Annotated in this window: 22 protein-coding genes; 14 read left to right on the forward strand and 8 right to left on the reverse strand. The window is 71.5% G+C overall.

All coding sequences use genetic code 11. The annotated features are described in order from the left end of the window. The first annotated feature begins 101 nt into the window (after positions 1–101). Entirely contained in the window at positions 102–653 is a 552-nt protein-coding gene (locus ACFC8N_RS11935) for a hypothetical protein (protein ID WP_376288010.1), read from the forward strand. Positions 654–747: 94 nt separating this feature from the next. Then, positions 748–1968, forward strand: coding sequence for a cytochrome P450 (locus ACFC8N_RS11940; protein WP_376288011.1), 1221 nt, complete (start codon positions 748–750; stop codon positions 1966–1968). 9 nt (positions 1969–1977) lie between these two features. On the opposite strand, the gene ACFC8N_RS11945 is transcribed toward ACFC8N_RS11940, so the two are convergent. Both ACFC8N_RS11945 and ACFC8N_RS11950 read right to left on the reverse strand, forming a co-directional pair. Further along, positions 1978–3549 (reverse strand): ABC transporter permease, encoded by a 1572-nt coding sequence (locus ACFC8N_RS11945; protein WP_376288012.1) that lies wholly within the window; start codon positions 3547–3549, stop codon positions 1978–1980. Beyond that, on the reverse strand, positions 3549–4460 hold the full coding sequence (locus tag ACFC8N_RS11950) for an ATP-binding cassette domain-containing protein (protein ID WP_376288013.1): 912 nt from the start codon (positions 4458–4460) through the stop codon (positions 3549–3551). The genes ACFC8N_RS11945 and ACFC8N_RS11950 overlap by 1 nt, the downstream gene beginning before the upstream one ends. 74 nt (positions 4461–4534) lie before the next feature. Between ACFC8N_RS11950 and ACFC8N_RS11955 the strand changes: the two genes are divergently transcribed. Next, complete coding sequence (locus ACFC8N_RS11955) at positions 4535–5044, forward strand: MarR family transcriptional regulator (protein ID WP_362822364.1); 510 nt, start codon at positions 4535–4537, stop codon at positions 5042–5044. A 6-nt stretch (positions 5045–5050) separates the two neighbouring features. Here the strand turns inward: ACFC8N_RS11955 and ACFC8N_RS11960 are convergent, their stop codons facing one another. Next, positions 5051–6562, reverse strand: coding sequence for an APC family permease (locus ACFC8N_RS11960; protein WP_356029780.1), 1512 nt, complete (start codon positions 6560–6562; stop codon positions 5051–5053). Between the two features lie 142 nt (positions 6563–6704). Beyond that, positions 6705–7577: a diacylglycerol kinase gene (locus ACFC8N_RS11965; protein ID WP_362822362.1), complete on the reverse strand. Its 873-nt coding sequence runs from the start codon at positions 7575–7577 to the stop codon at positions 6705–6707. A gap of 212 nt (positions 7578–7789) precedes the next feature. Here ACFC8N_RS11965 and ACFC8N_RS11970 point away from each other — a divergent pair, with 212 nt between their 5' ends. Further along, a complete protein-coding gene (locus ACFC8N_RS11970; protein ID WP_356029776.1) occupies positions 7790–9073 on the forward strand; it encodes an adenylosuccinate synthase in 1284 nt (427 codons plus the stop codon). Between the two features lie 197 nt (positions 9074–9270). Further along, complete coding sequence (locus ACFC8N_RS11975) at positions 9271–11088, forward strand: 5'-nucleotidase C-terminal domain-containing protein (RefSeq protein ID WP_356029774.1); 1818 nt, start codon at positions 9271–9273, stop codon at positions 11086–11088. A 63-nt stretch (positions 11089–11151) separates the two neighbouring features. Here ACFC8N_RS11975 and ACFC8N_RS11980 read toward each other — a convergent pair whose 3' ends face one another. The 3 genes from ACFC8N_RS11980 to ACFC8N_RS11990 all read right to left on the reverse strand — a co-directional run bounded on the left by ACFC8N_RS11980 (position 11152) and on the right by ACFC8N_RS11990 (position 14023). After that, positions 11152–11802 (reverse strand): hypothetical protein, encoded by a 651-nt coding sequence (locus tag ACFC8N_RS11980; protein ID WP_362822361.1) that lies wholly within the window; start codon positions 11800–11802, stop codon positions 11152–11154. A 61-nt stretch (positions 11803–11863) separates the two neighbouring features. Then, positions 11864–12559, reverse strand: a complete 696-nt coding sequence (locus ACFC8N_RS11985; RefSeq protein ID WP_071373859.1) for a GntR family transcriptional regulator — start codon at positions 12557–12559, stop codon at positions 11864–11866. 108 nt (positions 12560–12667) lie between these two features. Then, positions 12668–14023, reverse strand: coding sequence for an aspartate aminotransferase family protein (locus ACFC8N_RS11990; RefSeq protein WP_376288014.1), 1356 nt, complete (start codon positions 14021–14023; stop codon positions 12668–12670). Between the two features lie 225 nt (positions 14024–14248). On the opposite strand from ACFC8N_RS11990, the gene ACFC8N_RS11995 reads away from it, so the two are divergent. Together ACFC8N_RS11995 and ACFC8N_RS12000 are read left to right on the forward strand one after the other, a co-directional pair. Beyond that, positions 14249–16150 carry a serine/threonine-protein kinase gene (locus tag ACFC8N_RS11995; RefSeq protein WP_376288015.1) on the forward strand — a complete coding sequence of 634 codons (1902 nt, stop codon included), beginning with the start codon at positions 14249–14251 and terminating at the stop codon, positions 16148–16150. Between the two features lie 137 nt (positions 16151–16287). Continuing rightward, on the forward strand, positions 16288–17829 hold the full coding sequence (locus ACFC8N_RS12000) for a substrate-binding domain-containing protein (RefSeq protein WP_356029768.1): 1542 nt from the start codon (positions 16288–16290) through the stop codon (positions 17827–17829). Positions 17830–17853: 24 nt separating this feature from the next. Here the strand turns inward: ACFC8N_RS12000 and ACFC8N_RS12005 are convergent, their stop codons facing one another. Beyond that, positions 17854–18603 carry an SLATT domain-containing protein gene (locus tag ACFC8N_RS12005; protein WP_356029767.1) on the reverse strand — a complete coding sequence of 250 codons (750 nt, stop codon included), beginning with the start codon at positions 18601–18603 and terminating at the stop codon, positions 17854–17856. A 278-nt stretch (positions 18604–18881) separates the two neighbouring features. Here ACFC8N_RS12005 and ACFC8N_RS12010 point away from each other — a divergent pair, with 278 nt between their 5' ends. The 7 genes from ACFC8N_RS12010 (at position 18882) to ACFC8N_RS12040 (ending at position 25281) form a co-directional block, all read left to right on the forward strand. Beyond that, positions 18882–19226: a YbaB/EbfC family nucleoid-associated protein gene (locus ACFC8N_RS12010; protein WP_356029766.1), complete on the forward strand. Its 345-nt coding sequence runs from the start codon at positions 18882–18884 to the stop codon at positions 19224–19226. Between the two features lie 51 nt (positions 19227–19277). After that, positions 19278–19877: a recombination mediator RecR gene (gene recR / locus ACFC8N_RS12015; protein WP_356029764.1), complete on the forward strand. Its 600-nt coding sequence runs from the start codon at positions 19278–19280 to the stop codon at positions 19875–19877. Further along, positions 19870–20532 (forward strand): DUF5063 domain-containing protein, encoded by a 663-nt coding sequence (locus tag ACFC8N_RS12020; RefSeq protein WP_376288016.1) that lies wholly within the window; start codon positions 19870–19872, stop codon positions 20530–20532. The genes recR and ACFC8N_RS12020 overlap by 8 nt, the downstream gene beginning before the upstream one ends. 208 nt (positions 20533–20740) lie before the next feature. Further along, the gene (locus ACFC8N_RS12025; protein ID WP_356029761.1) at positions 20741–22012 is read left to right on the forward strand and encodes an aspartate kinase; all 1272 of its coding nucleotides are present in this window, start codon (positions 20741–20743) and stop codon (positions 22010–22012) included. Further along, positions 22012–23085: an aspartate-semialdehyde dehydrogenase gene (locus ACFC8N_RS12030; RefSeq protein ID WP_356029760.1), complete on the forward strand. Its 1074-nt coding sequence runs from the start codon at positions 22012–22014 to the stop codon at positions 23083–23085. Before ACFC8N_RS12025 ends, ACFC8N_RS12030 begins: the two co-directional genes overlap by 1 nt. 335 nt (positions 23086–23420) lie before the next feature. Next, positions 23421–24101, forward strand: coding sequence for a SigE family RNA polymerase sigma factor (locus ACFC8N_RS12035; protein WP_079176770.1), 681 nt, complete (start codon positions 23421–23423; stop codon positions 24099–24101). Positions 24102–24171: 70 nt separating this feature from the next. Next, positions 24172–25281, forward strand: coding sequence for a hypothetical protein (locus ACFC8N_RS12040; protein WP_356029758.1), 1110 nt, complete (start codon positions 24172–24174; stop codon positions 25279–25281). Positions 25282–25296 lie beyond the last annotated feature (15 nt).

Here is a 25296-nt window from a genome sequence, read left to right on the forward strand (position 1 = left end):
ATCTGAAGCTGCGCAAGTGCGAAGGTTTTTGCGGCAACGGGGAGGCGACACGAACGCCCTGCTGGCCTGAGGGCCGGGGACGCGTAATCAAGGGAGTGAACATGGAACTGGAACGCGTGCCGCACGTCGGCACAGGGCGTTTCCGGTTCGGCGTGTCGGTCGAGGACGCGCGCGCAGCGGTGGCGGAGGGGGGTCTTTTCCGGACCGTTTCGAGCGACGAGGAGCCGGGGCAGATCGTGCTCACGCACGACGGATCCGAGAGGAACGTCGTGCTCGGGTTCACCAAGGGCGCGCTGAGCGGTGTGGAGCTGTACCGGTTCCGGAACGAGGCCGCCGATGTGCGGGTGCTGCTCGACGGACTGGACGTCTTCCGTACTCCGGGCGAGGACCTCTTCGAACAGCTCGCGGAACGGGGCCACACCATCGAGGAGAACGACCTGGGCTTCGACGCCCTGCCGGAACTCGACGTGATTCTTGCGAACCAGAGCAGCTACGCATACCCGGTGGACGAAGTCGACACGGCGGCGCCCGAGTACCCGGTGATCCCCGGTGTGTCGCTGGGTTCCACCCCGCAGACCTCCCAGGAGGTTTCCCGGGACGCCGGCGGTCTGCCGTCGTGCGCCACGTCCGTCCTCGTGGGCGGGAGGGACTAATACGGCGTCCGGCACGGGGAGCGGGGCTGATCGCTTCGTATCGCTCCGCCGGTCGCCCTGGTCACGGGCCCGCTCGGCGGGTTAGCGTCCGCGCATGGCTGGCGCTACCGATGTGACCTTCGATCCCTGGGACCCGGCGTTCCTCGCCGACCCGTACCCGGCCTATGCCGAGCTGCGGGCGCGGGGCAGGGTGATCCGGTACGAGGCGACCGACCAGTGGCTGGTCCCGCACCACGCGGACGTCTCGGCGCTGCTCAGGGACCGGCGGCTCGGGCGGACGTACCGGCCCCGGTTCTCGCACGAGGACTTCGGGCGCGGCGCGCCCCCGCCCGAGCAGGAGCCGTTCCACACGCTCAACGATCACGGGATGCTCGATCTGGAGCCGCCGGACCACACGCGGATCCGGCGCCTGGTGTCGAAGGCGTTCACGCCGAGGACGGTCGAGCGGCTGACGCCGTATGTGCGCCGGCTCGCGGACGAGTTGGTGGCCGGGCTGGTCCGGGAGGGCGGCGGGGATCTGCTCGCGGAGGTGGCCGAGCCGCTGCCCGTCGCCGTCATCGCCGAGATGCTGGGCATTCCGGAGGCGGACCGGGCGTCGCTGCGGCCCTGGTCGGCGGACATCTGCGGGATGTACGAGCTCAACCCGTCGCAGGAGACCGCGGCCCGGGCCGTCCGGGCTTCCGTGGAGTTCTCGGAGTTCCTGCGCGCACTGATCGCGGCGCGGCGGAGGGAACCGGGGGAGGATCTGATCTCCGGGCTGATCGCCGCTCACGACGAGGGCGACCGGCTGACCGAGCAGGAGATGATCTCCACGGCCGTGCTGCTGCTCAACGCGGGACACGAGGCCACGGTCAACGCGACGGTCAACGGCTGGTTCGCGCTGTTCCGGAACCCCGCCCAGCTCGCCGCCCTCCGCGCCGACCACTCGCTGATCCCGTCCGCGATCGAGGAACTGCTGCGCTACGACACCCCGCTCCAGCTCTTCGAGCGCTGGGTGCTGGACGACATCGAGATCGGCGGCACGACGATCCCGAGGGGTTCGGAGATCGCCATGCTCTTCGGGTCCGCCAACCATGACCCGGCGGTCTTCACCGACCCCGGCCGCCTGGACCTGACCCGTGCGGACAACCCGCACATCTCCTTCAGCGCGGGCATCCACTACTGCATCGGCGCTCCCCTGGCCCGGATCGAGCTGGGCGCCTCGATGCGGGCCCTGCTGGAGCGGGCTCCCGGCCTGGCCCTGGCCGCGGAACCGGAGCGGAAGCCCCACTTCGTCATGCGCGGACTGGAAGCGCTGCCCGTGGTGGCCGGTTGACCGGCGCGGTCAGCCGGCCAGGTCCCGGCGGCGCAGGCCCGCCAGGCCGCCCGCCACCAGCAGCGCCGCCAGGGCCAGCAGGACGCCCACGGGAGTCCAGTCCAGGTGTCCGCCGGGGAGCTTCGGCAGGTGGCCGAAGGGGGAGAGGTCCAGGACGGCACGGGGGACGTTCAGCGCCGGGCCGATCCAGCCGATCAGCAGGGCCGCGCCCGCCACGCCCCACGCGGCCGTCGCGCCCCGCGGCAGGACGCCGTGGAGCAGGACGGCGAGGCCGCCGATCACCCAGACGGCGGCGACCTGGAGCAGGCACGCGCCCAGCACCGGGCCGATCTGCCGGCCGTAGCCGACGGCGAAGCCCAGGCCGGCGAGCAGCATGATCAGGGCCGAGCCGCCGAAGGCGATCAGCAGGTGGCCGGCCGCCCAGCGCAGCCGGCCCACCGCGCCGGCCAGGACCGGTTCGGCGCGGCCGGAGCTCTCCTCGCCGTTCAGCCGCAGCACGGAGGAGACGACGTAGAGCGCGGCGACCAGGCCGAGCATGCCGACCATCGCGGCGAGGAAGGCGTCGGTCAGCCCCGACTGGCCGCCCATGCGCTGGAAGATCTCCCGCGCCTGGGCGTTGTCGCCGACGAGCCTCGCGGCGCCGTCGGTCAGCCCGCCGTAGACGACCCCGGCGAGGAAGAAGCCGATCGACCAGCCGAGGACGCTGCCGCGCTGCAGCCGCCAGGCCAGGGCGCCGGCGGTGCCGAGCCGGCCCGCCGCCGGTCCCGGCCGGGTCGGCAGGAAGCTCATGCCGATGTCCCGGCGGCCCGCCAACGCGTAGGCGAGGAAGGCCTGGAGGGCCGTCGCCGCCACGAACAGCAGCAGCACCCACCAGCGTTCGGCCGCGAAGGCGCGCAGGTTCTCCAGCCAACCCAGCGGGGACAGCCAGGTGAGGACGGACGAGCCGTCGGAGGAGGCCGAGTCGCCCGCCGCGCGCAGCACGAAGGCCGCGCCGAGCACCGCCGCCGTCAGCCCCCGGGCCAGCCGGGCGCTCTCGGTCAGCTGGGCGACGATCGCCGCCGCCGTGGCGAAGACCATGCCCGCCCCCGCCACCCCGAGCCCGAAGGCCAGGGCGCCGGCCGTGCCCTGCCCGGCGAGTCCGGCCACGATCAGGACGCACAGGGCCGTGTTCGCGACGGCCGCCGCCAGCAGGGCCGCCGTCAGGGGCGCCCGGCGCCCGACCGCCCCGGAGGAGAGCAGTTCCTGCCGCCCGCTCTCCTCCTCGTCGCGGGTGTGCCGGACGACGACGAGGAGGCTCATGACGGCGGCGAGGGCGCCCGCGTACACGCCGACGCGCCAGGCGGTCAGCGCGCCGAGCGAGTCGTCGAAGACCGGGCCGACCATGGCGCGCAGCGAGGCGTTGCCGGCCATCTGGTGCCGAAGGTCGGCGCGCTGGGCGGGGGTGGCGTACAGGGTCTTCAGGGTGTTCGGCATGGAGAGGACCATCAGCGCGTTCACCGCGACCCAGACCGGCAGCATGACGCGGTCGCGGCGCAGCGCGAACCTCAACAGGGTTCCGGTACCGGCCAGTTGGCGGGACATCAGGCCGACGCCCCCTCGGTCCGCGCCGTCTCTTCCGTGTAGTGCCGCAGGAACAGCTCCTCCAGCGTCGGCGGGGTCGAGGTGAGCGAGCGCACTCCGGTGGCGCTCAACGACCGCAGGACGGCGTCGAGCCGGTCGGTGTCGACCTGGAGCCGGACCCGGTGGCCCTGGATGTCCAGGTCGTGCACGCCCGGCAGGCGGGCCAGTCCGTCGGGCGGGCCCGCGAGTTCGGCGCTGACGCTGGTGCGGGTGAGGTGGCGCAGGTCGGCGAGCGAGCCGCTCTCCACCGTGCGCCCCTTGCGGATGATGCTGACCCGGTCGCACAGCTCCTCCACCTCGCTGAGGATGTGCGAGGAGAGGAGGATCGTGCGGCCCCTGTCGCGTTCCTCCTCCACGCAAGCCTGGAAGACCTCCTCCATCAGCGGGTCCAGGCCCGAGGTCGGTTCGTCCAGGATCAGCAGGTCGACGCCGGAGGCGAAGGCGGCGACCAGGGCGACCTTCTGCCGGTTGCCCTTGGAGTAGGTGCGGCCCTTCTTGGTGGGGTCCAGCTCGAAGCGCTGGATCAGCTCAGCCCTGCGCCGCTGGTCGAGTCCTCCGCGCAGCCGGCCGTAGAGGTCGATGACCTCGCCGCCGGAGAGGTTGCGCCACAGGGTGACGTCGCCGGGGACGTACGCGATGCGGCGGTGCACCTCGACCGCGTCCCGCCAGGGGTCGCGGCCCAGCACCTGGGCGGCGCCCGCGTCGGCGCGCAGCAGTCCGAGCAGGACGCGGATGGCGGTCGACTTGCCGGCGCCGTTGGGGCCGAGGAAGCCGTGCACCTCACCGGCCTCGACGTCCAGGTCGAGGCCGTCCAGCGCGTGGGTGCGGCCGAAGGACTTGTGGAGCCCGGAGACCGTGATTGCCTTGGTCATGCATCAGAACGTACGCTTCTTTCAGAAATTTGTGAAGTTAAGGAAACGCATGAACGCCGGATAGGGTGAGCGGCATGACGGAGCCAGGGAACGGGACGGAGTCAGGGAGTGCGCGGGACCCCGAGGCGGTCTCGCGGTTCGTGGAGCGGTTCGCGGCGCAGCTGGTCGAGGCCGGGATGCAGCGCATGCCCTCCCGTGTCTTCGCGGCCCTGCTCGCCTCCGACACCGGCACCCTGACCTCGGCCGAGCTGAGCGAGCAACTGCGGATCAGCCCCGCCGCCGTCTCCGGAGCGGTGCGCTATCTCGCCCAGGTCCACATGGTGTCGAGGGAGCGGGAGCCCGGCTCGCGCCGGGAGCGCTACCGGGTGCACAGCGACCAGTGGTACGAGGCGCTCACCAGCCGCGAGGCGATCATCAAGCGCTGGGAGGACGCCCTGCGCGAGGGCGTCGCCAGCCTCGGAGCCGACACCCCCTCGGGCCGCCGGCTCGCGCAGACGCTGGCCTTCTTCGAGTTCATCGAGCAGGACGTGGCCCTGATGATGGAGCGGTGGCGGGTGTACCGGCAGGAGAGGTTCGGGGACTGAGCCCGCTCAGCGCTCCTTCGTCTCCTCCAGCACCGTCCGCCCCAGCAGCGCGTACCGCTCGGGCGCCCGCCGCTTGAGGTACTGCGCGCCCCCGACCCCCGCCGCCGCGACCAGGGCCACCAGCCACGGCGTCGCCTTCAGCACCAGCGAGCCGGATTCGGGACCGGCCGCCGCGCCCATGTTGGACACGAGGAGCACGACGACAGCGAGCATCGCGATGCCGCCGAGCAGCGGCGCGGTGAAGGTGCGGAACCAGTGGCGGCTCTCGGGGTGGTGGGAGCGGAAGTAGGCCAGCACCGCGAAGGAGCACACGGCCTGCACGACGAGGATCGCCATGGTGCCGAGGATGGCGAGCAGGACGTACGTGCCGGTGTACGGGTCCTTGCCCGCGGCCCAGAACGCGCCGAGCAGCACCGCGGTGACCGCCGTCTGCACCAGCCCGGCGATGTGCGGGGAACCGTGCCGGGCGTGGGTGCGGCCGACGGTGCGCTGGAGCGAGGGCAGCACGCCCTCCCGCCCCAGGGCGTAGAGATAGCGGGCGGCGCAGTTGTGGAAGGCCATGCCGCAGGCCAGCGAGCCGGTGATCATCAGCCACTGCATGACGTCGACCGCCCAGTGCCCGACGTAGCGCTCGGTGGGGTTGAAGAACATCGCGAGCGGGTTGGCGGAGGAGGCCGCCTTCACGGCCTCGGCCTCGCCGTTGCCGGAGATGGCCATCCAGGAGACGAGGACGTAGAAGACGCCGACGCCCAGGACGCTGATCATCGTGGCCTTGGGGATGATCTTCTTCGGGTCGCGGGACTCCTCGCCGTACATCGCGGTCGACTCGAAGCCGACCCAGGACCAGAAGGCGAAGAACAGCCCGAGCCCGGCGGACGTGCCCTTGAAGGCGTTGACCGGGTCGACCGGCGCGAAGGTGAACCCGTGCGGGCCGCCGCCGTGGAGGGCGACCGACACCGCCATCGCGGCCAGCACGGTCACCTCGGTCGCCAGCAGCACCACCAGCAGTTTCTCGGCGACGCTGACCCCGAACCAGGTGCCGGTCGCGTTGATCGCGAGCATCAGCACGGCGAAGGCCCACCAGGGCACGTGCGCACCCGTCTGGTCCTTCAGGGTCGTGGTCGCGAAGGTCGAGAAGATCCCGATGAGCGCCGGCTCGAAGACGACGTACGCGAAGGTCGCGAGCAGCCCGGAGGCGAGCCCGACGGTCCGCCCCAGCCCGTACGAGATGAACCCGTAGAAGGCGCCCGTGGACGTGATGTGCTTCGCCATCGAGGTGAAACCGACGGAAAAGATTGCCAGGACGACCATTGCCACGAGATAACTCGCGGGCGCCCCGATCCCGTTGCCGGACGACACCATGAAGGGCACGTTCCCGGTCATCGCGGTGATCGGCGCGGCGGTCGCCACGGCCATGAAGACGACCCCGAGCAACCCGACCGCGTTGGGTTTCAGCCGGTGAACCGCATCCGAGCCATCCGCCTCCGCCGTCGGGGCAACGCCCTCGTCCACTGCCATCGGGTGGCCCCCTCCGTGTCCGGTCCGTGAGTCCTGGTGGGTCCTGATGGAGCAGGATGGTGGACGAGCGGGGGCCACGGGAAGGGGTCGGCCGGGTTAAATATTTGTCACCAGACCTTTAGGGGCGGCTCGTGGGGGTCCCTCAGGACGGCAGCACCAGCCCCCAGGCCGCCTCCGCCACCCTCCAGGTGCGCCTGCGTACGGGGCCCGAGACGGTCCCGTCGGCCCGGTAGCGGAAGTCCGGGCCCGTGACCGTCACCGTCCGCCCGCAGGCCCGCAGCGGGGTCGCCTCGGCGCCCACCGACAGGGGGCGGAACTCCACCTCGGCCGTGCCGGCGCCGGGCGCCCCGGGTGCGCCGAGCGCTCCGGGTGCTCCCGGCGCTCCGGGAGTCACCGTCAGGGACTCCAGCGGCTCGTCCAGGTCCACGAGCGTCTCGCCGTCGAGCTGGACGCGCAGCCGGGTGGGGCCGGGGGAGGGGACCGACGGGAGCCGGGGCGGGCGTGCGGGCAGCGTGCGGGCCAGCAGGGTGCGGTACCAGCGGCCGGCGGCCGGCGCCACCGGTTCGGGCACGGGCGCGGGGACGCGCCGGGCCGGCGGGATCGCCAGCCCGGTCAGGACGACCCCGTCGCTGTCGTCGACCAGCAGGTCCAGCCGCCGTTCGGTGCCCTCCAGGACCGCCCGGGCCGCCGCCACCGCGCCGCCGGGCACGCCCAGCGACTCCGTCAGGGACGTGTCTCCCGCCCCGCCGACCGGCACCACCGACAGACCGCATCCGCCCAGTTCGCGCTCGCGGTGCAGCAGCGTGACGGCCCGTAGCAGAGCGTGGTCGTCGCCGATGACGACCGGCCGCCGGGAACCCCTTCGGCCCAGCGCCCGGGCGAATTCCTCGGGGCCGTCCGGGAGGCACACTTTCGCCGCCGCACCCGCGCTGAGCACGTCTTTCGCGATCCGAACGGACTCGCCGTCCGTCTGCCGTGCCGCCGGATCGATGATCACCAGCAGCTGGTCGGACATCGCGAAAGTCGCCACCTCGGTCCTGCCTCGCTTCCTCGGGTAGCATCTTTGTGCAAGAGCCCCTTGCGCTATTGCGCCAGGGGCTTCGTCTATTCCGGGGCATCCGGTCCGACGGTTGTGCGACCAACGGCGGTCGCTGTGGCACGCGGCGGTGAACCTTACGCCCACGCCCCCGACCTTGGACATGCCCCGCCCGGAAGGGGTGTACGCGCGTGCCCGCACTTGTGCTGCTCGGTGCTCAGTGGGGTGACGAAGGCAAGGGGAAGGCGACCGACCTGCTCGGTGGCTCGGTGGACTATGTAGTGCGCTACCAGGGCGGCAACAACGCCGGCCACACGGTCGTCGTGGGCGACCAGAAGTACGCGCTCCACCTCCTCCCTTCCGGAATCCTCTCCCCCGGCTGTACGCCGGTCATCGGCAACGGTGTCGTCGTCGACCCGTCGGTCCTGCTCTCCGAGCTGAGCGGTCTGAACGAGCGTGGCGTCGACACGTCCAAGCTCCTGATCAGCGGTAACGCGCACGTCATCACGCCGTACAACGTGACCGTCGACAAGGTGACGGAACGCTTCCTCGGGAAGAGGAAGATCGGCACGACCGGGCGCGGTATCGGTCCCACCTACGCCGACAAGATCAACCGCGTCGGCATCCGGGTCCAGGACCTCTACGACGAGTCGATCCTGACCCAGAAGGTCGAGGCGGCCCTCGACGTCAAGAACCAGCTCCTGACCAAGCTGTACAACCGGCGCGCGATCGCCGTGGACCAGGTCGTGGAGGAGCTGCTGGGCTACGCCGAGCAGATCAAGCCGTACGTCACCGACACCGTCCTGGTCCTGAACCAGGCGCTGGAGGACGACAAGGTCGTCCTGTTCGAGGGCGGTCAGGGCACCCTCCTCGACATCGACCACGGCACGTACCCCTTCGTCACCTCCTCCAACCCGACCGCCGGCGGCGCCTGCACCGGCGCCGGCGTGGGTCCGACGAAGATCAGCCGGGTCATCGGCATCCTGAAGGCGTACACGACCCGCGTCGGCGCCGGCCCGTTCCCGACCGAGCTGTTCGACGAGGACGGCGAGGCGCTGCGCCGGATCGGCGGCGAGCGGGGCGTGACGACCGGCCGTGACCGCCGCTGCGGCTGGTTCGACGCCGTCATCGCCCGCTACGCGACCCGCGTGAACGGTCTGACCGACTTCTTCCTCACCAAGCTGGACGTGCTGACCGGCTGGGAGCAGATCCCGGTCTGCGTGGCGTACGAGATCGACGGCAGGCGGGTCGAGGAACTGCCGTACTCGCAGACGGACTTCCACCACGCGAAGCCGGTCTACGAGACGCTGCCGGGCTGGAGCGAGGACATCACCAAGGCGAAGTCCTTCGCGGACCTGCCGAAGAACGCCCAGAACTACGTCAAGGCGCTGGAGGAGATGTCCGGCGCCCCGATCTCCGCGATCGGCGTGGGCCCGGGCCGGGACGAGACGATCGAGATCAACTCGTTCCTGTAGTTCGTGGTTCCGTAATTCCTGGTAGTTCCCCACAGTTCGACCCCACGTCACGGGCCGGTCATGGACATGAAGTTCCTTGACCGGCCCTTGGGTTGTTCGTGGTTCTCAGGGGAAGAGTCCAAGGCAAGCATCTACGCGGGTAGTTGCCGCCGCGTTCCACCCATTCCTTCCTCTCATCCTCGCTCCAGGAGCCCTGAATGCCCGTCAGTCCCATGAACCGCCGGGAGTTCGTGAAGAAGTCGGCCGTCACCGGAGCGGCCGTCGCCGCGGCCGGGACCGTCGCCGCCGCGCCCGCCCGGGCGGCCGAGCAGCAGCGCGGACACACGCCGCGCACCTGGTCGTTCTCGATCCTCGGCACCACCGACCTGCACAGCCACGTCTTCGACTGGGACTACTACAAGGACGCGGCCTACAGCGACAAGGCGGGCAACTCCGTGGGTGTGGCGCGGGTCGCCACGCTCATCAAGCAGCAGCGCGAGGCCAAGGGCGAGCACCGCGTCCTCCTCGTCGACGCCGGTGACATCATCCAGGGCACCTCGCTCGCCTACTACTTCGCGCGCGTCGACCCGATCACCGGGACCGACGGCAAGAAGGGCCCCCGGCACCCGATGGCCGTGGCCATGAACCACATGCGCTACGACGCCGCCGCCCTCGGCAACCACGAGTTCAACTACGGCATCGAGACGCTGCGCAGGTTCGAGAAGCAGTGTCACTTCCCGCTGCTCGGCGCGAACGCGCTGGACGCGAAGACGCTCCGGCCCGCCTTCCACCCGTACACCGTGAAGCGGATCTGCGTGCCGGGCGCCCCCGACATCAAGGTCGGCATCCTCGGGCTCACCAACCCCGGGATCGCCCTGTGGGACAAGGACAACGTCAGCGGGAAGATGGTCTTCCCCGGGCTGGTGGAGCAGGCGAAGAAGTACGTGCCCCGGCTGCGGGCGCTCGGCTGCGACGTGGTCTTCCTGACCGACCACTCGGGCCTGGACGGCTCGTCCTCGTACGGCGACGCGCTGCCGTACGTCGAGAACGCCTCCAACATCGTCGCCGAGCAGGTCCCCGGCATCGACGCGATCCTGGTCGGCCACACCCACGTCGAGGTGCCCTCCTACACCGTCAAGAACGCGGAGACCGGCGAGGAGGTCCTCCTCTCCGAGCCGTACTGCTGGGGCTACCGGCTCAGCGTCTTCGACTTCGAGGTCGAGCTGGAGCACGGCCGCTGGAAGGTCGTCGGCAAGAAGGCCCAGACCCTCAACCCCAACACGGTGGACGAGGACCCGGAGATCAAGAAGCTCCTGGAGGCCGACCACGAGCTGGTCGTGAAGTACGTCAACACCGCGGTCGGCACCTGCACCGAGGACCTCTCGGCGGCCGAGTCCTGCTGGAAGGACGTGCCGATCATGGACTTCATCCAGAAGGTCCAGGCCGACACGGTCAAGGCGGGCCTCTCGGCGGCCGACGCCGCCCTGCCGCTGGTCTCCGTCGCCGCGCCGTTCAGCCGCACCGCCGACATCCCCAAGGGCAACGTCACCATCAAGGACATCGCCGGGCTCTACATCTACGACAACACCCTGTACGGCAAGAAGCTGACGGGCGCCCAGCTCAAGGACTACCTGGAGTACGCGGCGAAGTACTACCACCAGGTCCCGGCCGGCACGAAGGTCGACACCGCGACGCTGACCAACGCCAACAGCTTCTGGGACTACATGTACGACGTGGCCGCCGGCGTCGACTACGAGATCGACATCGCGCAGCCCGAGGGGTCCCGGATCAAGAACCTCTCCTACAACGGCGCCCCGGTCGCCGCCGACCAGGTCTTCGTCGTGGCCGTCAACAACTACCGGGCGAACGGCGGTTCCGGCTACCCGCACATCGCCTCGGCGCCGATCGCCTACAGCTCGACCAACGAGATCCGGCAGCTGATGATCGACTACGTGACGGCGAAGAAGACGCTGGACCCGGCGGACTTCGCGAAGGTCAACTGGAAGCTGACGCAGGCGGGGACGCCGGTCTTCTAGACCACCGCGCCCACCCTGCCGTGCACCGGCGGGTCACTGCTCCCGCGGGCAGTGGCCCGCCGGTCAGCTGAAGACGATCATCGAGCCCTGGGCGAGGGAGCGGGTCGCCGCCGCGTGCAGGCCCAGCCAGACGTGCCGCTCGCGGGCGAAGGGGCTCGGGTCGTAGGGCGCCGGGACCGCCGGTTCCTCCAGCTCCGTGGGGGCCGCGGGGGCGGCCGGGGCGGCCGGGGGGTTGGCCGGGTCGATGCCGAGCGAGGGGGCCACGTACTCCAGTTCCCGCAGCAGGCTCTGCGAGCTGCCCAACGGGCCGCCGCCCGCGAGGAGTTCCTCGTTGGACAGCGGGTGCGGGAAGTCGACGGGGACGTACGCGCCCGCGTGGTCGTAGTGCCAGACCAGGTGCGACTGCTGGGCCGTGGACTCGAACATCTCCAGCAACTGCTCGTAGTCGCTGCCCAGTTCGCCGACCGGGGTCACCGGCAGGCCGCACGCCTGGAGGAGGTAGGCGCGGCGCAGGAAGTGCAGGGCGTCGTAGTCGAAGCCGGCCACCGGGGCGACCTCGCCGTTCAGGCCCGGCATGTACTGGTACACCGGCACGGGTGGCAGGCCGGCCTCCGCCAGTGCCTTGTTGTACTGCGCGAGTTCGTCGGCGAACGGATTGTCCGGGGTGTGGCACAACACATCCACGAGCGGCACCAGCCACAGGTCACAGGCCAAAGAGGGCTCCTCGCACACATCACTCGCACACTGAAGGTGGTCAGGGAAGGGTACTGCTCGATCACCCGTTGGTCAGGTGCTCCAGCAGGGCGAGGGAGTGGGCGTTGGAGGCGGCGACGATCCGGCGGGCGGTGTCGGCCTCGCGGCGGGCCAGCGCGTCGACCAGCTCGGTGTGCCCGGCCCACAGGCGGCCGCGCAGATCGGGCAGGCGCAGCAGGTGCTGCACCGCGCAGACCCAGGACTGCACGCGCAGCCGGTGCAGGAAGTCGCCGAGGTAGGGGTTGCCGAACAGAGCGCTCAGCTCGCGCCAGAAGCGCAGGTCGTAGCCGATGAGGATGGTCAGGTCGCCCGCTGTCGCGGCCCGCGCGGCCTCCTCGCCGCGGCGGCGGACGGTGGTCAGCGCGGCCGTCGTACGGGGGTCGTCCGGCGGGGTGCGGAAGGCGGGGTGGCCGGTGGTGAGGGCCTGGAACATGCCGTCGGTGACCAGGCTGCGGGCCTCGATCATGTTCCGGTAGTCGGTGACGGAGTACTCCGGCACGCGGAAGCCGCGGTGCTGGTCGGCCTCCAGGATGCCCTGCGCGGACAGGTCGACCAGCGCCTCGCGGACAGGGGTGGCGGAGACGCCGTACTGGTCGGCGATCTCCTTGACCGTGAACGCCCGGCCCGGTCGCAGCCGCCCCGCGAGCACCTCGTCACGGAGCGCGTCCGCGATCTGCTGGCGCAGCGTGCTGCGCGTCACAGCGGCGTTGCCGGACATGGTCGGGCCTCTCCTCACGCGGTCGGTGACGTACTCGGTACTCGTCTGCTTACGTACGAGCACGTCACCTTACGCGTTCGAGTCTTCCCGGCGGCAGCCGCGGTTCGGTTACACCGTGTACGCGTCTGCCACGCTCAGCGCGGCGTCGAGGGCGGCCAGTCCCTCCTTCAGCTCGGCCTCGCTGACGTTGCACGGCGGGACCACATGGGTGCGGTTCATGTTCACGAAGGGCCACAGGCCGTGCTGCCTGGCGGCGGCCGTGAAGGCGGCCATCGGGGCGTTCGCCTCGCCGGCCGCGTTGTACGGCACCAGCGGCTCGCGGGTCTCGCGGTTCCTCACCAGTTCCAGCGCCCAGAACATGCCGGTGCCGCGGACCTCGCCGACGCTCGGGTGGCGCTCGGCCAGCTCGGCGAGCGCGGGGCCGAGGAGCGTGGCGCCGAGGCGCCGGGCGTTCTCGACGACGCCCTCCCGCGCCATCACGTTGATCGTGGCGACGGCGGCGGCGCAGGCCAGCGGGTGGCCGGAGTAGGTCAGGCCGCCGGGGTAGGGGCGCTTGCCGAAGGTCTCGGCGATCTTCTGGGAGATGGCGACACCGCCGAGCGGGACGTAACCCGAGTTCACACCCTTGGCGAAGGTCATCAGGTCGGGCACGACACCGAACAGGTCGGCCGCGAACCACTCACCGGTGCGGCCGAAGCCCGCCATCACCTCGTCCAGGACGAACACGATGCCGTGGCGGTCGCAGATCTCGCGGACACCGGCGAGGTAGCCGGGCGGCGGGACCATGATCCCGGCCGTGCCCGGGACGGTCTCCAGGATGATCGCGGCGACGGTCCCGGGGCCCTCGAAGGCGATCGTCGTCTCCAGGTGCTCCAGGGCGCGCGCGGTCTCCTGCTCCTCGTTCTCGGCGTAGAAGCGGGAGCGGTAGAGGTACGGCGCCCAGAAGTGCACGACGCCGGCCGCGGCGCTGTCGCTCGCCCACCGCCGCGGGTCGCCGGTGATGTTGACCGCCTGCTGGGTGCCGCCGTGGTACGAGCGGTACGCCGACAGGACCTTCGGGCGGCCGGTGTGCAGGCGCGCCATGCGCACCGCGTGCTCGACGGCGTCGGCGCCGCCGTTGGTGAAGAAGATCTTGTCCAGGTCGCCCGGGGTCCGCTCGGCGATCAGCCGGGCCGCCTCCGAGCGCGCCTCGACGGCGAACGCGGGCGCGAAGGTGGTCATCCTCGCCGCCTGCTCCTGGATCGCCGCGACGACCACGGGGTGCTGGTAGCCGATGTTCGTGAAGACGAGCCCGCTGGTGAAGTCCAGGTAGCGCTTGCCGTCGTAGTCCCAGAAGTACGACCCTTCGGCGCCGGCGACGGCGAGCGGGTCGATGAGGTCCTGGGCCGACCAGGAGTGGAAGACGTGCGCGCGGTCCGCGGCCTTCACTGCGGCACCGGCTTCGGGATGGGGCTGAGGGGTCATGCGGCCGAGCGTAAATGTCCGCGATGCGGAAGGCCTATCGGCGTCTTGTTCCGTGGGACGGGGGTTTCCGCGACAGATTGTCGAACGGGGAGCTCCCGGAGGTGCCGGAACAGGGCGGCCGGCCCGTTACGGAACCGTGGAGGCGGGCCTGCTCGACTCCTTGTGCGACCGCATTATTCTCGGTCCGTTGCCCATCAGGGGCGCATGGGGAGGGCGGCGCGAGGTATGGAGAAGCTGGGGCCCGGGGATCCGCAGCTCATCGGGGGGTACCGGCTGCTGGCGCGGCTGGGCGCCGGTGGGATGGGGCACGTGTATCTGGCCCGGTCGGACCGGGGCCGTACCGTCGCCGTGAAGCTCGTCCGTGCGGAACTGGCCCGCGAGGAGGAGTTCCGGGCCCGCTTCCGGCAGGAGGTGGCGGCAGCGCGGCGGGTCGGCGGGTACTGGACCGCGCCCGTGCTCGACGCGGACACCGAGGCCGCCGTGCCGTGGGTGGCGACCGGGTACGTGGCCGGGCCCAGCCTCCAGCAGGTCGTCGGCCAGGACCACGGGGCGCTGCCCGAGCGGTCGGTACGGATCCTCGCGGCCGGGCTCGCGCACGCGCTGAAGGACATCCACGCGGCGGGGATCGTGCACCGGGACCTCAAGCCGTCGAACGTGCTGGTGACCATCGACGGGCCGCGCGTCATCGACTTCGGGATCGCCCGGGCGCTGGAGACGGCCTCGCCGGGCGGGGGCGAGGAGGGCCTGACCCGGACCGGGGCGCTGGTGGGCTCGCCCGGGTTCATGGCGCCCGAGCAGGTGCGGGGCGACCGGATCACCCCCGCGTGCGACGTCTTCTGTCTGGGGTCCGTGCTGGCGTACGCGGCGACCGGCGCCCTGCCCTTCGGGACCGCGGGCAGCGGTGGGCACGCGCTGCTGTTCCGGATCGCCCAGGAGGAGCCGGATCTCACGGGGGTGCCGGAGGGGATCGCCGACCTGGTGCGGCAGTGCCTGCGCAAGGACCCCGCGGCCCGGCCGTCGCTGGACGTGATCCTGGAGCGGACCGGGGCGGAGGACACCGTGTCCGGGGGGCGGTCCCGGGACCCCTGGCTGCCGGGGGTGCTGGTCGCTCAACTGGGCAGGCACGCCGTGCGGTTGCTGGAGGTGGAGGAGCCCACGCGGGGCGCCGCCCCGGCCTCGCCCCCGGCGGGTGCGGGCGGTGCGGTCGAGGGCGGGGGCCGCGGCGGCTCGCCCGAGCATGCCGCCGCCTCCGACGAGGGGGACGGGGGCGAGGCCGGCGGCGGGGGCACCGACCGGCTGCCCACCGTCGTGGCGGGCGGGGCGCCGGTGCCCGGGGCCCCGTCCGCGCCCACGCAGTCCGGCCACGGGCAGGCACATCAGCACCCGCAGCCCGTGCCGCCGTACCCCCAGCCTCCTCAGCCGGCTCCCACGTACCCCCAGCACCAGGGCCCCGGTGGCTACGGATATCCGCAGCCGCCGTACCCCGCCTACGGCACGTACGGCGGCGGGCCCGGGGCCGCCCCGGAGGACGAGGCGGAGCGGCGCAGCGGGCGGTCCACCGCGCTGCTCGTCGTGATCGCGCTGATCGTGGCGCTGGGGGCCGGTGGCTCGGTGTACGCGCTGATGAACGGCGGCGGGCACGCCAAGGGCGGCGGGAGCTCCTCGCCGACCGCGACCTCGCCGACCGCGAACGGCGGGACGTCCGGCTCGTCCGGCCCCGGCACCTCCACACCGTCCTCCCCCTCCTCTTCCTCCTCCGCGTCCTCGGACGGGGCGGTCCCTGCGGGCTATCTGGGCACCTGGCGGACGAGCATCGACAGCGCCAACGGACCCAACATCCGCCAGTTGACCATCCGGCAGGGGCGGGTGGGCGACACCGTGCTGACCCTGGTCGCGGACGGGCCGACCGACGGCGGCGGGACGTACCACTGTGTCTTCGAGGCCAAGCTCGCCCAACAGCCCAGTGGCAGCGGCCCGTTGGAGATCGGTCCGTCCACCGTCAGCTCCGGCGCACCCGCCTCCTCCTGCACACCGGGCGCCGCCACCGAGATCACCCTGCTGCCGGGCGACGCGCTGAAGCGGGAGCAGGCGGGCGGCGGGGAGAGCCTGACGTACACCAAGCAGTGACGGAACGTCCGTTTCCCCCGGGGCAGTTGAACGCTCGGCGAACTTCGGGGACGCTGTCCGCTTCGTCCCCTTCTCCGCGCCCCTGCCCGCGTACCGTGTCCGCACGATCCGGCTCGGGGGAGTGGCGGGGGCACCACATGTCGTGGTTGAGCACGGAGAACGTCGTCGCGGTCGGCACCGCTCTGCTGGGCATCGCCGCGTCGGCGGGCATGGTCATGTACGAGCGCCGGGTGCCGCGCCGCAAGCGGATCGGCTACCGCGTACAGATGGACAACGCGATAGGCGACGACATCCGTTCGGGCCGCGCCGACCGCAGGCTCGGTCTCCTGCTCTTCGACTTCGACGGGGCGCCGGACATGAGCGACGCGACGCTCGTGCTGCTCCGCGTCGAGAACGACGGCTCGCTCGGCATCGACCGCGACGACTACACCAGCCCTGAACTGCACGGCCTGAACGCGGTGTTCACCGACCGGATCGTGCGCGGCGTCTCGGTGACCCAGGCGACCGAACGCGACCATCTGATGGACCACTTCACCGCCGAGCGCGGCTTCGGCTACGAGGGCAGCACCCTGCGCATCCCGCGCGTCCCGCTGAACAAGGGCGACCACTTCAAGCTGCTCGTGCTGCTGACCGGCGGTGGCGTCGGCCGGGACATCCGGATCCACGGCGGGATCAAGGAGGGCGAGGTCCATCCCAACCGCAGCGCCACGCCGGACGAGAAACCGCCGGTGTTCAGCCGCGCCACCCGGTTCATCACCGTCATGCTCACCCTGTCCGTGGTCACCCTGGCCGGGATCGTCGTGGCCCGCGACGGCACGCCGCCCCCGATCGGCTGCGCCAAGGGCGAGCTGACCGTCACCGGGTCGACCGCGTTCGCGCCGGTGGCGCAGGAGGTGGCGAAGAAGTACGAGCACGACTGCGCCGGGTCGACCGTCACCGTGGACGCGCACGGATCGACGGCGGGCGTACGGCAGCTGGCGGCGCAGGGCGAGCAGACGAAGGCGCAGGGGTCGCCGCCGCTGGTGGCCCTCTCCGACGGGCCCAAGCCGGACGACATGCCCGAACTGCGGGAGAACCGGGTCGCGGTGTCGGTCTTCGCCCTCGTCGTGAACGCGGACGTGGGCCTGACGAACCTGTCGACGGCGGACGTACGGCGGCTGTACCAGGGGCAGGTCACCGACTGGAGCCAGCTGGGCGGCCGTTCGCTGCCCGTGCGCCTGGTCAGCCGGGACGCCAACTCCGGTACCCGGCAGGTCTTCCAGCGCCGTGTCCTGGGGCGCGGCGAGATGGCGAACTCCTCCGTCGACTGCGCCCACAAGGACGACGCGACGGCGCCGGTGACCCGCTGCGAACTCGACTCCACCGGGCAGGTGCTGACCGAGGTCGCCCAGCTGCCCGGCGCGATCGGCTACAGCGAGCTGAACCTCGCCGACGACGCGAAGGGGGTGCGCGTGCTGGACCTCGACCACAACGCGCCGTCGGTGGACGCCATCGAGCACGGGAACAGCGCGTATCCGTACCGGGAGATCGAGTACGCGTACACCTACGGCCAGCCGCCCGCCGACTCCCTGGCCTCCAGCTTCCTGACGTATCTGACCCGGGGGACCGGACAGGACGTCGTACGGACGCACGGGCACGTGCCGTGCTGGACGCCGGAGGGGATGAAACTCTGCGCCTAGGGGGTGTCGTGGGCGGTCAGCGGGTCATCGCGGTTCCGGGGGGCGCTGCCTGGGCATGTTCGGGCGCGAGCCGTTCGCCGGGGGCAGGGGGAAGCGGCCGCCGGCGCCCCCCGTCTCCGTCCTCGGCGCCGCCGGCGCCGCCGTCTGGATGCCCAGCGGCGCGGACCCGGTGCGGAACTCGACCATCCAGTCGGTCGTCTCCGTGCGCACCAGCTCGGTGACGTCCTCCGAGAACCGGCGCAGCACGCCCAGGCACCGCTCGGCCGCCTCGCCCGCCGTGCCCTCCGCCGGGCCCAGCACCTCCCGGATGCTCTCGGAGGCCCAGTCGAACTGGAACGCCTGGAGCCGCCGCGCGACCGCCTGCGCCGTGGCGACGTCCCGCATCCAGCCCGAGGTCACGCCGAAGTAGCGGTCGATGCCGACGCACGCGACCGCGACGAGCAGCGCCAGGCAGCCCCAGGGGGCCACCCCGTGCGCCACCTTGGTCAGATCCAGCAGCGGCAGCGCCGCACCGGCCGCCACGCCCGCCGCCGCGCCGACCCGCAGCATGCGCGCGCCCCGCCGCTTCCACACCCGGTCGCGCAGATACCAGGACGCCGTCCGCAGCGCCCCGCGCTCCGCCCACCGGTACAGCTCGTCGAGCCGCTCGGCGGGCTCGCCCCAGTCGCCGAGCGGAAAGGGCCGCCCGGTCAGGTCGCCCGGCCGCAGCCCGGCCGCACCCTCGCCCCGCCCGTCCTGAGGAGGACCCTCGGGCTGCATATCCGGCTGACCCACCCGGCACTCCCTACTGACCCTACTGACCACGGTTGATTACGTTGCGTGACAATTCCTGCCGATCTCTGCCGACGCGCGGCACCCTTCCTACCGCCCAATGGGTGGCGAAGAGGGGCCTTTCCCAGGTTTTCCGCCCGGAAGAGGGCCTTGATCAGGTATAGGGCTGCCGGGGTTCTCACTCGAAAGAGTGGCGGGGCGGCGGCAGTGTGGACCACGTAGGCTCATGCTCAGCGGAGAAATCCGAGAACGACTCCGAGAAGAGCGCAGAGGAGCTGATCGTGATCCCCGGTGGTGGCCAGCCCAACATGCAGCAGTTGCTCCAGCAGGCCCAGAAGATGCAGCAGGACCTGCAGCGGGCGCAGGAGGAACTGGCGAACACGGAGGTCGACGGGCAGGCGGGCGGCGGTCTGGTGCGGGCCACCGTGACCGGCGCGGGCGAGCTGCGCGCACTGAAGATCGACCCGAAGGCGGTGGACCCGGACGACACCGAGACGCTCGCCGACCTGATCGTGGCGGCCGTGCACGCGGCCAACGAGAACGCGCAGTCGCTCCAGCAGCAGAAGCTCGGCCCGCTGGCCCAGGGGCTCGGCGGCGGCACGGGCATCCCCGGTCTGCCGTTCTGAGCCCGGGCCAACTACGGTACGTACCGAAAGGTCTCCAGGAAAGGCAGTCCGGTGTACGAAGGCGTGGTCCAGGACCTCATCGACGAGCTGGGGCGGCTGCCCGGCGTCGGTCCCAAGAGCGCGCAGCGGATCGCCTTCCACATCCTCCAGGCGGAACCGACGGACGTGAAGCGCCTCGCCCAGGCCCTGTTGGAGGTGAAGGCGAAGGTCCGCTTCTGCGCGACCTGCGGCAACGTGGCACAGGAGGAGCTGTGCAACATCTGCCGTGACCCGCGCCGCGACCTGTCGGTCATCTGCGTGGTGGAGGAACCGAAGGACGTGGTGGCGATCGAGCGCACCCGCGAGTTCCGCGGGCGCTACCACGTGCTCGGCGGCGCGATCAGCCCGATCGAGGGTGTGGGCCCCGACGACCTGCGTATACGAGAACTTCTCGCGCGGTTGGCCGACGGGACGGTCACGGAACTGATCCTGGCGACGGACCCGAATCTGGAGGGCGAGGCCACCGCGACCTACCTCGCCCGGATGATCAAGCCCATGGGCCTGAAGGTCACCCGCCTGGCCAGCGGCCTCCCGGTGGGTGGCGACCTGGAATACGCGGACGAGGTCACGCTCGGCCGCGCCTTCGAGGGGAGACGACTCCTAGATGTCTGACGCCACACTGCACGACTCGACGCAGAACCCGGACGACTTCGTGGTCCAGATCGCGGATCAGGTCGAGAGTTTCCTGGTGGCCGTCACAGAGGTGGCGAGAGGCGACGAACCCGGCTCGACCGTGCCCTTCCTCCTCCTGGAGGTCTCCCAGCTCCTGCTGGCCGGCGGCCGCCTGGGCGCGCACGAGGACATCGTCCCCGACGAGCGCTACGAGCCCGACCTCGGCCCGGAGCCGGACGTCGACGAACTCCGCGAGCACCTGGCCCGCCTGCTGGAACCGGTCGACGTCTACTCGGAGGTCTTCGACCCCTACCAGCCCCGCAAGGCCCCGCTTCCGGCCCGCATCTCCGACGACCTGGCCGACATCATCACCGACCTGCGCCACGGCATGGCCCACTACCGCGCGGGCCGCACCACCGAGGCCCTGTGGTGGTGGCAGTTCTCGTACTTCTCCAACTGGGGTCCCACGGCCTCCTCCGTCCTGCGCGCCCTCCAGTCGGTCCTCATCCACGTCCGCCTCAACCAGCCCCTGGAGGAACTCGACGGCCTGGACACCGACCAGGCCACGATGGGCGACGAGACCCTGGAGTTCGAGGCGGGCCGCGTCATGGCCGAGGAGATCGGCGAGCCGCTGGGGATCCGGCGGGGGAAGTAGCGGCCGGCGCGATCACCGGGGGGCCGCTCACGGCGCCCGCCGTCACCGCTCCTCCGCTGTGACGCGGCGCACTTTTCCGCGTGGCACGGCGGAGTCTGGGCAGATGCGGAACGCGGACGTCCGACGTCTCACCATGCGGGACCAGGGTGGTGGAATTCGGGCGCTCGTTAGACTGAGCCGACACAAACGAACCGAGCGAGGAGCGCACGTGGGCCTTGTCGTGCAGAAGTACGGAGGCTCCTCCGTAGCCGATGCCGAGGGCATCAAGCGCGTCGCCAAGCGGATCGTGGAAGCGAAGAAGAACGGCAACCAGGTTGTCGTCGTCGTTTCCGCGATGGGCGACACGACGGACGAGCTGATCGATCTCGCCGAGCAGGTTTCTCCGATGCCTGCCGGGCGTGAGTTCGACATGCTGCTGACCGCCGGAGAGCGGATCTCCATGGCCCTGCTGGCGATGGCGATCAAAAACCTGGGGCATGAAGCCCAGTCGTTCACCGGCAGCCAGGCAGGCGTCATCACCGACTCGGTCCACAACAAAGCCCGGATCATCGACGTCACGCCGGGGCGGATCCGGGAGTCGCTCGACAAGGGCAACATCGCGATCGTCGCCGGTTTCCAGGGCGTCAGCCAGGACAAGAAGGACATCACCACGCTGGGCCGCGGCGGGTCCGACACCACGGCCGTGGCGCTGGCCGCCGCGCTCGACGCCGAGGTCTGCGAGATCTACACCGACGTCGACGGCGTGTTCACCGCCGACCCGCGTGTGGTGAAGAAGGCGAAGAAGATCGACTGGATCTCCTTCGAGGACATGCTGGAGCTGGCCGCGTCCGGGTCCAAGGTGCTGCTCCACCGCTGTGTGGAGTACGCCCGCCGCTACAACATCCCGATCCACGTCCGCTCCAGCTTCAGCGGGCTGCAGGGCACGTGGGTCAGCAGTGAGCCGATTGGGGACAAGCAGGTGGAGCAGGCCATCATCTCCGGTGTCGCGCACGACACCTCCGAGGCCAAGATCACGGTCGTCGGTGTGCCGGACAAGCCGGGTGAGGCCGCCGCGATCTTCCGGACCATCGCCGATGCCGAGATCAACATCGACATGGTCGTGCAGAACGTGTCCGCCGCCGCGACCGGCCTGACGGACATCTCCTTCACGCTGCCGAAGACCGAGGGCCGCAAGGCCATCGACGCGCTGGAGAAGAACCGGCCGGGCATCGGCTTCGACTCGCTGCGCTACGACGACCAGATCGGGAAGATCTCGCTGGTCGGCGCGGGGATGAAGACCAACCCGGGCGTCACGGCCTCCTTCTTCGAGGCGCTGTCCGACGCCGGCGTGAACATCGAGCTGATCTCGACCTCCGAGATCCGCATCTCGGTCGTCACGCGCGCCGACGACGTGCCGGAGGCCGTGCGCGCCGTGCACACCGCCTTCGGACTCGACTCCGACACCGACGAGGCCGTCGTCTACGGAGGCACGGGCCGGTAATGGCACCGACCGGCAGGCCGACGCTCGCGGTCGTGGGAGCGACCGGGGCCGTCGGCGCGGTCATGCTCCAGATCCTGTCCCAGCGCGCGGACATCTGGGGCGAGATCCGCCTGATCGCCTCCCCGCGCTCGGTCGGCCGCAAGCTGGCCGTGCGCGGGGCGGAGGTCGAGGTGGTGGGCCTGAGCGAAGAAGCCTTCGACGGGGTCGACATCGCCCTGTTCGACGTGCCGGACGAGGTCGCCGCCGCGTGGGCGCCGGTCGCCGTCGCGCGCGGTGCGGTCGTCGTCGACAACTCGGCCGCCTTCCGGCTCGATGCCGAGGTGCCGCTCGTGGTGCCCGAGGTCAACCCGCACGCCGTTCGGATGCGGCCGCGCGGGATCGTCGCCAACCCCAACTGCACGACCCTGACGATGATCGTCGCCCTGGGCGCGCTGCACGCCGAGTTCGGGCTGCGCGAGCTGGTGGTGTCGTCGTACCAGGCGGTGAGCGGGGCCGGGCAGGCCGGTGTGGACACGCTGCGGGCCCAGATGTCCCTGGTGGCCGGTACCGAGCTGGGGACGAAACCCGGTGACGTGCGGCGGGCCGTCGGCGAGCACACCGGCCCGTTCCCGGAGCCGGTCGCGCTGAACGTCGTGCCGTGGGCCGGGTCGCTGCGTGAGGACGGCTGGTCCTCGGAGGAGATGAAGGTCCGCGACGAGGCCCGCAAGATCCTCGGGCTGCCGCAGCTGCCGGTTGCCGTGACCTGCGTCCGGGTGCCGGTCGTGACCACCCACTCCCTGACTGTCCACGCCCGCTTCCAGGGCGAGGTCACCGTCGACGGCGCCCGCGAGATCCTCGCGACCGCGCCGGGGGTCGTCCTCTACGACGATCCGGAGGCCGGTGAGTTCCCGACCCCGGCCGACGTCGTCGGCACCGATCCGACCTGGGTCGGGCGGGTGCGGCGCGCCCTGGACGACCCGACCGCGCTGGAGCTGTTCGTCTGCGGCGACAACCTCCGCAAGGGCGCCGCGCTGAACACCGCGCAGATCGCCGAACTGGTCGCCGCGGAGAGAGCCGCGGAGAGCACGGCGTAGAGATTCGGCCACCGAGTCCGAAAAACGGCAAGAGGTTTATAGGATCCGTGTAAGGAATGTGGCCGGAAGCATGGTCCAAACCACTTGATCCACTGGATCACGGCGACAGAGGATTTCCCTCCCCGCCCCCGCAACCGTGCGCGGGGCGGGGAGCGTCTTTGCGGTCACTCTTCGGGCGCGGGGACGCCGTGAGCGGACCGGGCGTGGGGACGCCTGCTCCACATCGGACATAGGGGAAGAGCGGGACGCATGACGGCTCTCGAAGCACCGTCGGTTGTCGCATATGTGACGTCCGGCACGTACAACCCTGGCGGGGGGAGGCGTGTCCAACAGGCGTGGCAGAGGTACTCGAACTCAGTGCGGCCCGCGGCACCGCGGCACTCCGGCCGCCCCGTGCGGCGCTGCGGCCCCGCACGCCCGGCGGCATGCCGGTGATCGCGCCCATGCCCGCCGCGCGGCCCGCCCGCATACCCAGTCAGCGAGACGAAGCCGGAGCCGAGGGGGCCGCGGCGGACGCGGTCGCCGGGACCACCGTCGACCACCTCACCGAGACCTACCGCGCGCACTACCGCTCCCTGCTGGGCCTGGCCGCGCTGCTCCTCGACGACACCGCCTCCTGCGAGGACGTCGTACAGGAGGCCTTCATCCGCGTGCACTCCGCCCGCAAACGCGTGCGCGACCCGGAGAAGACCCTCGCCTATCTGCGCCAGACGGTCGTCAACCTCTCCCGCTCCACGCTGCGCCGGCGCATCCTCGGCCTGAAGCTGCTCTCCAAGCCGATGCCCGACATGGCCAGCGCGGAGGAGGGCGCCTACGACCAGCTGGAGCGCCGCGACCTCATCAAGGCGATGAAGGGCCTCCAGCGCCGCCAGCGCGAGGTCCTGGTGCTGCGCTACTTCGCGGACATGACCGAGGCGCAGGTCGCCGAGACCCTGGGGATCTCCCTGGGTTCGGTGAAGGCGTACGGCTCGCGCGGCATCGCCGCGCTGCGGGTGGCCATGGAGGCACCGGCATGAGTGAGCGAGGGCCGGCATGAGGCGGCACGACGAGGACGAGCACAAGCAATCGCACGCTGGGAACGGAACTGTGAACCACGGCCCCGACGAGAAGAACGCCGAGGGGCTCGGCCCGGATCCCGACGGGCTCGGTGCGGAGCTCGGCGGCCTCGGGGACGATGAGCTCGCGCTGCGGCGGATGCTGCACTCCGTCGTCGACGACATCGAGCCGCGGTCCGGTTCGCTGGAGCGGCTGCGGCGCGCGGTGCCGGCCCGGCGGGCCCGCAAGCGGCAGGCCGTCGTCGGGGTGGCCGCCGCGGCCCTGTTCTTCGGCACCGCGATCCCGGCCCTCGTGCACGTCTCGGACGCCGGCGGCACCGACCCCGACACCGCCATGGCCGGCCAGTCCTCCCAGGCCCAGGGCGGCACCGGGCAGGACCCGGCCCCGGCCGGCGGCACCTCCGGGAAGAAGGGCGGGGGCAGCGCGAGCGCCGAGCCCGGCCGGCAGCCCGGCAGGACCGGCGAGAAGGGCAGGAGCGGCGGCGGCGCCACCAGCTCCGCGGGAGCCGATCCGAGCGCCACGCTCTCCGCGGGCGGCGCCCCGGTGTGCAAGGCCGCGCAGTTGGGGTCCGCGACCGGCAGCGCCGCCGCGCCCGACACCGCGGGCGTCGTCTACGGCACGTTCCAGGTCACCAACACCTCCTCCGTCGCGTGCTCCGTCGGCGGCGCGGGCAAGGTCACCCCCGCCGCTCAGGGCGCGGCCGACCCGGCCAAGATCGTCACCGCCCGGCATGTGGCCGGGGACGCGGCGACCGGGCTGCCCGACCCGTCGCTGGAGGTCTCCGGACTGGTGCTGCAGCCCGGCGCGGCGTACGAGGAGAAGTTCGCCTTCGTGCCCTCGCAGTCCTGCCCCACCTCCGGCGGCTCCACCGCCACGGGCGGCTCCACCGCCGGTTCCACCGGCGGCCCGTCGCCGGACCCGACGCCCACCCCGCAGGCCGGCGCCTCCGGCACCGCGGGCTCGGACACGGGCGGCACGACGTCGGGCACGACGACCCAGCTGGGCACGGAGGGGGGCACGGCCCCGGGGAGTGTCGTGGTCACGCACACCGCCCAGGGCGGCTCGCCGACGGCCTCGGCGACGGTGCCGCAGGCGTGCGCCGGGACCGTGTACTACACCGGGGTGCTGGCGGGGCCGTAACCCCGGCGGCGCCTC

It is taken from the genome of Streptomyces sp. NPDC055966 (genome assembly GCF_042269865.1).
Taxonomy (GTDB): Bacteria; Actinomycetota; Actinomycetes; order Streptomycetales; family Streptomycetaceae; genus Streptomyces.

Excerpts from the sequence above, each read along its gene's own strand:
- ACFC8N_RS11975 (WP_356029774.1), top strand. The coding sequence starts at position 9,271 with ATGCCCGTCAGTCCCATGAACCGCCGGGAGTTCGTGAAGAAGTCGGCC.
- ACFC8N_RS12020 (WP_376288016.1), top strand. The coding sequence starts at position 19,870 with ATGTCTGACGCCACACTGCACGACTCGACGCAGAACCCGGACGACTTC.
- ACFC8N_RS12000 (WP_356029768.1), top strand. The coding sequence starts at position 16,288 with ATGTCGTGGTTGAGCACGGAGAACGTCGTCGCGGTCGGCACCGCTCTG.
- ACFC8N_RS11990 (WP_376288014.1), bottom strand. The coding sequence starts at position 14,023 with ATGACCCCTCAGCCCCATCCCGAAGCCGGTGCCGCAGTGAAGGCCGCG.
- ACFC8N_RS11940 (WP_376288011.1), top strand. The coding sequence starts at position 748 with ATGGCTGGCGCTACCGATGTGACCTTCGATCCCTGGGACCCGGCGTTC.
- ACFC8N_RS11955 (WP_362822364.1), top strand. The coding sequence starts at position 4,535 with ATGACGGAGCCAGGGAACGGGACGGAGTCAGGGAGTGCGCGGGACCCC.
- ACFC8N_RS11995 (WP_376288015.1), top strand. The coding sequence starts at position 14,249 with ATGGAGAAGCTGGGGCCCGGGGATCCGCAGCTCATCGGGGGGTACCGG.
- ACFC8N_RS11950 (WP_376288013.1), bottom strand. The coding sequence starts at position 4,460 with ATGACCAAGGCAATCACGGTCTCCGGGCTCCACAAGTCCTTCGGCCGC.
- ACFC8N_RS11985 (WP_071373859.1), bottom strand. The coding sequence starts at position 12,559 with ATGTCCGGCAACGCCGCTGTGACGCGCAGCACGCTGCGCCAGCAGATC.
- ACFC8N_RS11935 (WP_376288010.1), top strand. The coding sequence starts at position 102 with ATGGAACTGGAACGCGTGCCGCACGTCGGCACAGGGCGTTTCCGGTTC.
- ACFC8N_RS11960 (WP_356029780.1), bottom strand. The coding sequence starts at position 6,562 with ATGGCAGTGGACGAGGGCGTTGCCCCGACGGCGGAGGCGGATGGCTCG.
- ACFC8N_RS12030 (WP_356029760.1), top strand. The coding sequence starts at position 22,012 with ATGGCACCGACCGGCAGGCCGACGCTCGCGGTCGTGGGAGCGACCGGG.
- ACFC8N_RS11945 (WP_376288012.1), bottom strand. The coding sequence starts at position 3,549 with ATGTCCCGCCAACTGGCCGGTACCGGAACCCTGTTGAGGTTCGCGCTG.
- ACFC8N_RS11965 (WP_362822362.1), bottom strand. The coding sequence starts at position 7,577 with ATGTCCGACCAGCTGCTGGTGATCATCGATCCGGCGGCACGGCAGACG.